Genomic DNA, 7747 nt, shown 5'->3' with positions numbered 1-7747 from the left:
GGCTTTGTTGAATAAATAAGATTTCGTGCGAACGACCCTGTAGCTGGCTGGATTTTCAGGCAATACGCACGCTTTCTGGCATCCCAGCCTTTGTCATCCTGTTCAACGCACGCACCATGGCCATAGCTTCCGCTACCTGACCATCGTAGTCACGCAGCGTCAGTGAATCTCCCAACAACTGCTTCATTCTGTACATTGCCGTTTCCGCTATCGAGCGACGGTTATATTCCGTTGTCCATTTCCACCGTGCATTGCTTCCGCTCAGCCGCTGATTAGCAACGGCACGGTTGCGGTCTGCGTACTCACCGGGCCAGTAACCTGCTCCTTTTCGGGGAGGAATAAGCGCGCTGATTTTTTTGCGGCGCAGTTCATCGTGACAGAGCCGGGTATCGTAAGCCCCGTCTGCCGCGGCTGCCCTGATTTTTCTGTGAGTCTGCCGGATAAGGCCCGGGAAGGCTTCTGAGTCCGTGACGTTATTCAGCGACAGGTCTGCACAGACAACTTCATGTGTGTTGCTGTCAACAGCAAGATGCAACTTTCGCCAGATACGACGGCGCTCTTTGCCGTGCTTTCTGACTTTCCATTCGCCTTCACCAAAGACCTTCAGCCCGGTGGAATCAATCACCAGGTGTGCGATTTCACCCCGGGTGGACGTTTTGAAACTGACATTAACCGACTTTGCCCGCTTACTGACACTGGTGTAATCCGGGCAGCGCAACGGAACGTTCATCAGGGCAAAAATGGAATCAATAAAACCCTGCGCAGCCCGCAGGGTCAGCCGGAATACGCGTTTAATCACCAGAACGGTGGTGATGGCGAGATCAGAATAGCGCTGGGGCCTTCCTCGTGATGAAGGCGTTGCCGACTCATACCAGGCCTGAATCGCCTCATCATCCAGCCAGAAAGTGAGGGAGCCACGGTTGATGAGAGCTTTGTTGTAGGTGGACCAGTTGGTGATTCTGAACTTTTGCTTTGCCACGGAATGGTCTGTGTTGTCGGGAGGATGCGTGATCTGATCCTTCAACTCAGCAAAAGTTCGATTTATTCAACAAAGCCCATTGACGGAACAGAGCAATACCACCAATGCCAATAAAGTATTACTGGGGAAATGGACGACAACGACGTTAATGCAGCAAAAGATGGCTATTGAAGAGGCACATTCGTCGTTCGGGAAATTCCAACAAGGATTGTTGGCTGAGCAGCCGCAATCTGCACGATTACTGGTAGAAATGCAGGACGGGAAACCGGTGAAGTGTTTTGAATTGCCGCTAATATGAACGATTCGTCTTTTTTGAGTGGGCATCTAATGGAACATGACAATTCTTCATTGGTTGAGTTGCTACCGGAATTTTTTCACCAATGGCCAAAAAACCTGGAGTGGGCCAGAGAAAAAGATAAAAAAACAAATATTGATGCATCTCAGCTAACTGAATTTTTCAGCCTTCTCTCTGAACCACTGAAAGTTGTTCAGCATCGCTCTTTATCTTTTGATCCCTGGGAAGTAGCAGGCCTTGGGCGTAAAGAGGTTCGCAATACTGCAGTCCTTTCATGGCTTCTTGATCCCGAGGGAACCCATGGTTTCGGGAGACTACCTTTACAGGCATTCCTGCAGGCAATACGACACAGCAGAAATGATATCCCTGAAGATTACCTTCACTATTGTCGGGTGCGGGTTGAAACTAATCCTACTGGCGATAATACCAATCGTGTTGATGTAGAAATCAATGCGGATAATTTTTTCCTGCTTATCGAGGTGAAAATTGATGCCTATGAGCAGCCGGAACAAGTTGCCCGATACTGTTCTGATGCCAAATTACGCGCAATGTCACGTCCCTGGGCCGTTATCTTTTTAACGCCTCGTGGCGGAAAACCGCTGACCTGTGGCTTAGATTTCAAACCAGAGTATGTTCCCTGTATTTCCTGGCGACATCTCGCCTCAGCTTTAGAGTCTTCGTTGCAACCGCATTACAAAGAATTCATTTCTGCCAATGAAAACTCTCCTTCACGCCAAATGGCTGCCCATGCCGCATTTTGCTTTCTTAATCGAGTTCGTACATTTTAATTTAAGGGATTAGACATGAATCCACACAGCGATGCAGAACGTCAGGCCGGTATACTGATTCTTTCGCAACTAAAGATGTTTAACGAAGCTGTTGTTTATTTTGAAAAGCATTTAAGCCCTGCCTTCTGGAAAAGCTTTGATCAGTGTGTTGAACGATTTATGAAAGACAACAGCTGGGTAGGTAAAGCAAATTATGAACATCAGGATTATTGCTGGCTGGCCCATCCAGCTTGGGTCATTGAAGGCGTTAACTGCAAATATTGGTTTGAAAACAGTTCGACTGTTACTGAAGGAAATGATTATATTTTAGCCGTCCTGACGGGTACGGGAACCGAGCAGGGGCTGTTTGGTTTTGAGTTTAAATTGAATGCCGGGTATTTTGGTGGAGTCAAAAAGATTGCTAGTTATGCGAGTAATGTTCAACAATCCTACCGTGAGCAACTGCAGACACTAGGGCTATTGGAACAAGGGAAAGGTAACTATTTCCTACCTGTCACGATTAAACCTAATTTACTCACTGAGTGCTGGAAAGAGCATGGTGAGTTTCCAGTGGAACATGAAGTATTTTTTCCATTGCAAACAGCTCTTGACAAGCTACTACAATCTACAAAAATTTTGGATGCTATATTTTTGTCCGAAGCGCAGATTGCAGTAAGTGAATAAGTTAAATAATTAACGTTATCTGGTTTGATTTGGCCTTTCTCGCATAAGAAAGGCCATTGCAGTAAAAATTATCCCCGACTACACCCGAAACTTCTATCTCCCTCACCAAATACCTTCGTATCAAGCTTGGTCAAGTAATCCAGTCGTTCAAGCAACTCATTGTATATGATGTCAAAATCAGGATCGTTTACGTTGAGCACATACCTGCAATTGTCCGGAAAATGTACAATTTCACGACAATCTTCAAGTTCCAAGCCGAGAGCGCTATACCACGCCCTGACTATCAGATTGCTAAGTGTACCACTATGTTTGAGATGCCCCAGATGGTAGTAAGCATCTTTGTTAAAGAACAAGCAAATGTGGAAATGGCATTTGCCATTCTTTGAGTATTCTCTTGCCCAGACATTACGTACAACGTTCTTATTGACTCTGATCCCAGCAAACTTTCTGCGATGTTCATGTGCTTCCAAAATCGCTTTCATCGAATCCAGAAATCGTGATATTGCACCGGGTTCAAGGTTAGGAAAACAGCATACCGTATCACCATTATCTAAAATAGGTGGGTAATGAAGATCCGCTCTTAATGCCATAGTACGTGGAAAATGATTGATAGCATTACTGACTGTCAGAGCAATTTTATCTCTGTAAGCGAGAATATGATCGCCATGAGTACCTTGGTAAAGTTTCATCATACATCTCTGATTTTAATATCCCTGCTATTCACAGGGATATGTTGTGAGTGATTTATCAAATAAATATATATTACCTTTCCAACATTTAAATTTAGGCAAAAGCTATCACCTGCCTGCGGTGGCAGTTCCAAAATAACTCTGCAATTAGTTAGAACAAGCAAGTATATCGATGGTATTTTTTTACTTCATTAAACCCCCCAGGTATCCATCGCCTGTATAAAGATAGTTTTTCCTTTTTTAGCAGCCTTTATCTTCCCTTGAGAATAAAGAGTGCTTAATAATTCATTTACTTTACCGCGGCCCCTGAACCGGTTAGGCCCATATTGCAGTATGGTATTCTTCCTCATATATGGTAAAAAATTTTGATTGCAATATTCTTTTATCCACCAATAAAGCTCATCTGCATCTGTATTGACCATATCTAGCTCCTGTTGTTTGGAAAATAATTTTATATACTCATCTACGTACCATGCACTTATTTCTATAGCAGCTTCAGCAGCGGTAAGTGATACATCCCCTTCATCACCATTAAAATAGTGTAATAAAGCAGCAATCCTTGCCATATTTTCAGCGATTTTAGATGCATAATCTTTAAAGTCTGAAAGAAATCCGAGTAACCGCATTTCTGTTTCAACTTGATTATAAAATGCAATCCATCTCTGTCTTGCTTCTGGCGAGAAATGCAGGCAAATACGTTCATCTTTGTTTTCGATACTCTCATTGACGATCTCCATTAATCGCTCATGGAACACAGACAAATGTTCACTTGAGACAACAGGATTAGTTATTTGTCTATATCCTTGTGTGGAAAAGGGACGACAAATAAGTGTACGAGCAAAAAATCCTATCCCTTTTGCTATATCCCCTTTTCTTTCAATATATCTATTAATAACTACAGACTGAACCTGTAGGGATAATGTCAATCTGGCATTTTTTATTAACCTCTCAGGTGCGTTTTTCCTTTCGACTGAATACGTTGCGCCATCCCACATTTTGTTGACAAACGGCAATTCATTTAATGCATAACCATTAAATATGGTCCCAGCCTCATCTGATAAAATGCCAACTGATCGCCAGTCACCACAGAGATACTCTTTTATCGCCGCTGGTGTGGTATCATTAAACGTCAACTTATATCTGACAGGCTCTACAGGATAACTATCTTGCAGCATACTCAGACTTTCACGTGTTATGGTTGGATCTTTGCCACCACGGATCTCTGACTTCAGTTTTGACATCAAAGCTTTCTCTTCCGCCTTGAAAATCTTTACGTTATACCGCCACTTAATTATTTCTTGTTTATATAGGTCAAATAGCCGTTCCTCTAGTTGGTAAATGGGCTTCATTAACAACTTAGTTACCGTGCTCTTCCGTTCCCCAGATTCCGCAATTGTCACAATAAAAAGCGATGTAGGGCTACGCAGATTATTCAATCTACAAACATCAATTCTGTTCTGACAAGCAAGAGATATGACGCCAAGCATCTCTGCTGCAACCATGGGAAGCGGTGCATGAGTATGTTGCACTATCTCATAAATTGCATTTCCCGCCCTCGCGGGGAACACATGTATGGGGAACTCTTGATCTCCCGACATAAATCCTCATCATCATTTAATGTAAAAAGTACCTCCGGTTGAGTTGCTATTCCGCTATTAATAGTGGAAATAGCAAGATGCATTCCCAACCATTAGATGAAAAATACTAAAAAACCATGGTTCTTAGCGTTCATTAATCCAGTAGAGTAGATCGCTAAGCAACCACCCGCACGACTTAGCTCCAAGTGATTTGCGTTGAGGAAACCTCCCAGCCTTTTCGAGCTTCCAGGCTGTCGAGCGAGAAATCGAAGTGATATACTGTCGCTCTTTTTCACGCACCAGACGGTCACCTTTCTCACCGTAGACATGCAGAATTTGCAGCCGTTGTTCAGGGGTTGGAATGATAGATGTTGTACTCATACTGCCTCCTTTGTTTCAGTGAGTGCAGCATGAAACAGTGCGAGTGTGGAGTAAAGCTGAGGAGCTCTTGCTAAGGCTTTGTTAAGCCTTTAGCAAGAGGTGTTTTTTTATTTTATTTTCATTAGGTTAGCAGCCATTTTAGAGGTGAAAATAATGCTCCACTCTCTTGGTGATGACCTGGCAAGCTCGTTCAATATTTGAGCTACATTTGATGGTGTCTTAGCAAGATTTTTGCCTTTGCAATAAAGTGTGATTAAGCACGAAGCTATCTTCGAATGCTGAGGCTGATGTTTGTAAGGCTGATCTCTTTTTTCAGATGTTTCTTCGAGGACTTTTTTTATGGTTGATTGCGTAACTTCAATTCCATTACTTAAAAGAATTGTGCTGACATTTGAATAAGTCACATTTCCATTAATGCTGAACAGTTCATTAATAAGTAAAACCATTGCAACTCTGTTAATAGGTGGGTCATATTTTTCTATATTACTAGCTTCATTAGAGGGAAATAATTCACATAAAATTTCACATCCAGAATCAGCTATATAAATCCTTTCAAAGGAGACATAAGTATCTTTATTAAAAAGCAAACAATCACTTTCATCTCGACCAAATATTTTAACCTCTCCAGGAATGGTTTCCCAAGATTCATTAGCATTTTTGAGATTGTAATTTTGCCTTGCTAATCGAGTGGTGCTTGTAGGTTGCAGTCGCCAAAAACCACTGGCATATCCATTGTAAACATATTTAAAAAAAGAACTGCCATTAAAAACCGGATACTCATTTATTTCTGATTTATCACAAGGTATGAATGTTCTTACTGCAAACTGAGGGCTATCCTTATGTTGATAAAAGTCTCCTCCAGCTCTGATATCAAATGTATCATAACGATGTTCTTTTTTATTCGCGTAACGAATTATTCGGCAGTATTCTGAACGAAGGTTAACATAGAGACTGATTTTATCATCCAGCCATGTAGATATAATATCTTCCAAGCTCACTTTAGATTTTTTCGAGAACTCGTCAGCACGACAAAAAGTATCGGGGATGTCGAATTCTTCAGGAAGATTAAACAGATCAGAAGCATCAAAAAAATCAGATTTACTTGTCATTTATCACCACCAATGCATTGACCTTATAAATTACAACGGATTGTATCAAGGTAAGGCGATGAGTTTAAAGGCTATTTAATGGCAAGTAAGTATTTTCATGATCTCAAATCAAGAGATGTACAGCGCTACTCTATGAACGATATAGGCATTCAACGTGGTATCCCAATTAGCAGCCTTGCAGCCAATCCCTATCCGCACTAAAATCAGAACGGCTTTGTTGAATAAATCGAACTTTTGCTGAGTTGAAGGATCAGATCACGCATCCTCCCGACAACACAGACCATTCCGTGGCAAAGCAAAAGTTCAGAATCACCAACTGGTCCACCTACAACAAAGCTCTCATCAACCGTGGCTCCCTCACTTTCTGGCTGGATGATGAGGCGATTCAGGCCTGGTATGAGTCGGCAACGCCTTCATCACGAGGAAGGCCCCAGCGCTATTCTGATCTCGCCATCACCACCGTTCTGGTGATTAAACGCGTATTCCGGCTGACCCTGCGGGCTGCGCAGGGTTTTATTGATTCCATTTTTGCCCTGATGAACGTTCCGTTGCGCTGCCCGGATTACACCAGTGTCAGTAAGCGGGCAAAGTCGGTTAATGTCAGTTTCAAAACGTCCACCCGGGGTGAAATCGCACACCTGGTGATTGATTCCACCGGGCTGAAGGTCTTTGGTGAAGGCGAATGGAAAGTCAGAAAGCACGGCAAAGAGCGCCGTCGTATCTGGCGAAAGTTGCATCTTGCTGTTGACAGCAACACACATGAAGTTGTCTGTGCAGACCTGTCGCTGAATAACGTCACGGACTCAGAAGCCTTCCCGGGCCTTATCCGGCAGACTCACAGAAAAATCAGGGCAGCCGCGGCAGACGGGGCTTACGATACCCGGCTCTGTCACGATGAACTGCGCCGCAAAAAAATCAGCGCGCTTATTCCTCCCCGAAAAGGAGCAGGTTACTGGCCCGGTGAGTACGCAGACCGCAACCGTGCCGTTGCTAATCAGCGGCTGAGCGGAAGCAATGCACGGTGGAAATGGACAACGGAATATAACCGTCGCTCGATAGCGGAAACGGCAATGTACAGAATGAAGCAGTTGTTGGGAGATTCACTGACGCTGCGTGACTACGATGGTCAGGTAGCGGAAGCTATGGCCATGGTGCGTGCGTTGAACAGGATGACAAAGGCTGGGATGCCAGAAAGCGTGCGTATTGCCTGAAAATCCAGCCAGCTACAGGGTCGTTCGCACGAAATCTTATTTATTCAACAAAGCC

At 43.4% G+C, this 7747-nt stretch carries 9 protein-coding genes; 4 read left to right on the top strand and 5 right to left on the bottom strand.

The window, feature by feature from the left end; genetic code table 11:
* Positions 1-55: 55 nt before the first annotated feature.
* Complete coding sequence (locus OGW13_RS14610; RefSeq protein WP_000654811.1) at positions 56-1024, bottom strand: IS5 family transposase; 969 nt, start codon at positions 1022-1024, stop codon at positions 56-58.
* A gap of 34 nt (positions 1025-1058) precedes the next feature.
* On the opposite strand from OGW13_RS14610, the gene OGW13_RS14605 reads away from it, so the two are divergent.
* Genes OGW13_RS14605 through OGW13_RS14595 form a run of 3 tightly spaced genes read left to right on the top strand, consistent with a single transcriptional unit; the run spans position 1059 to position 2725 of the window.
* Positions 1059-1277: a hypothetical protein gene (locus tag OGW13_RS14605; RefSeq protein WP_287101018.1), complete on the top strand. Its 219-nt coding sequence runs from the start codon at positions 1059-1061 to the stop codon at positions 1275-1277.
* A gap of 29 nt (positions 1278-1306) precedes the next feature.
* Complete coding sequence (locus OGW13_RS14600) at positions 1307-2062, top strand: PDDEXK-like family protein (RefSeq protein ID WP_094169386.1); 756 nt, start codon at positions 1307-1309, stop codon at positions 2060-2062.
* Positions 2063-2077: 15 nt separating this feature from the next.
* The gene (locus OGW13_RS14595) at positions 2078-2725 is read left to right on the top strand and encodes a hypothetical protein (protein ID WP_126492989.1); all 648 of its coding nucleotides are present in this window, start codon (positions 2078-2080) and stop codon (positions 2723-2725) included.
* Between the two features lie 68 nt (positions 2726-2793).
* Here the strand turns inward: OGW13_RS14595 and OGW13_RS14590 are convergent, their stop codons facing one another.
* From OGW13_RS14590 to OGW13_RS14575, 4 genes are all read right to left on the bottom strand, one after another.
* A complete protein-coding gene (locus OGW13_RS14590) occupies positions 2794-3414 on the bottom strand; it encodes an inovirus Gp2 family protein (protein WP_287116242.1) in 621 nt (206 codons plus the stop codon).
* Positions 3415-3605: 191 nt separating this feature from the next.
* Positions 3606-5012 carry a YfjI family protein gene (locus OGW13_RS14585; RefSeq protein WP_287101017.1) on the bottom strand — a complete coding sequence of 469 codons (1407 nt, stop codon included), beginning with the start codon at positions 5010-5012 and terminating at the stop codon, positions 3606-3608.
* Between the two features lie 123 nt (positions 5013-5135).
* Complete coding sequence (locus tag OGW13_RS14580; RefSeq protein WP_022631407.1) at positions 5136-5372, bottom strand: helix-turn-helix transcriptional regulator; 237 nt, start codon at positions 5370-5372, stop codon at positions 5136-5138.
* A 107-nt stretch (positions 5373-5479) separates the two neighbouring features.
* Positions 5480-6481: a hypothetical protein gene (locus OGW13_RS14575; protein ID WP_128347211.1), complete on the bottom strand. Its 1002-nt coding sequence runs from the start codon at positions 6479-6481 to the stop codon at positions 5480-5482.
* Between the two features lie 242 nt (positions 6482-6723).
* On the opposite strand from OGW13_RS14575, the gene OGW13_RS14570 reads away from it, so the two are divergent.
* Positions 6724-7692, top strand: coding sequence for an IS5 family transposase (locus OGW13_RS14570; RefSeq protein WP_000654811.1), 969 nt, complete (start codon positions 6724-6726; stop codon positions 7690-7692).
* Positions 7693-7747: the final 55 nt, after the last annotated feature.

The sequence above is a fragment of the Citrobacter sp. Ca225 genome, assembly GCF_030337175.1.
In the GTDB taxonomy this organism is placed as follows: Bacteria; Pseudomonadota; Gammaproteobacteria; order Enterobacterales; family Enterobacteriaceae; genus Citrobacter_A; species Citrobacter_A amalonaticus.
The sequence above is the reverse complement of the archived record's forward strand: the minus strand, read 5'-3'. Positions and strand labels throughout refer to the sequence as shown.

Coding starts and splice junctions, on each gene's coding strand:
- OGW13_RS14600 (WP_094169386.1), top strand. CDS start 1,307: ATGGAACATGACAATTCTTCATTGGTTGAGTTGCTACCGGAATTTTTT.
- OGW13_RS14595 (WP_126492989.1), top strand. CDS start 2,078: ATGAATCCACACAGCGATGCAGAACGTCAGGCCGGTATACTGATTCTT.
- OGW13_RS14590 (WP_287116242.1), bottom strand. CDS start 3,414: ATGAAACTTTACCAAGGTACTCATGGCGATCATATTCTCGCTTACAGA.
- OGW13_RS14585 (WP_287101017.1), bottom strand. CDS start 5,012: ATGTCGGGAGATCAAGAGTTCCCCATACATGTGTTCCCCGCGAGGGCG.
- OGW13_RS14580 (WP_022631407.1), bottom strand. CDS start 5,372: ATGAGTACAACATCTATCATTCCAACCCCTGAACAACGGCTGCAAATT.
- OGW13_RS14575 (WP_128347211.1), bottom strand. CDS start 6,481: ATGACAAGTAAATCTGATTTTTTTGATGCTTCTGATCTGTTTAATCTT.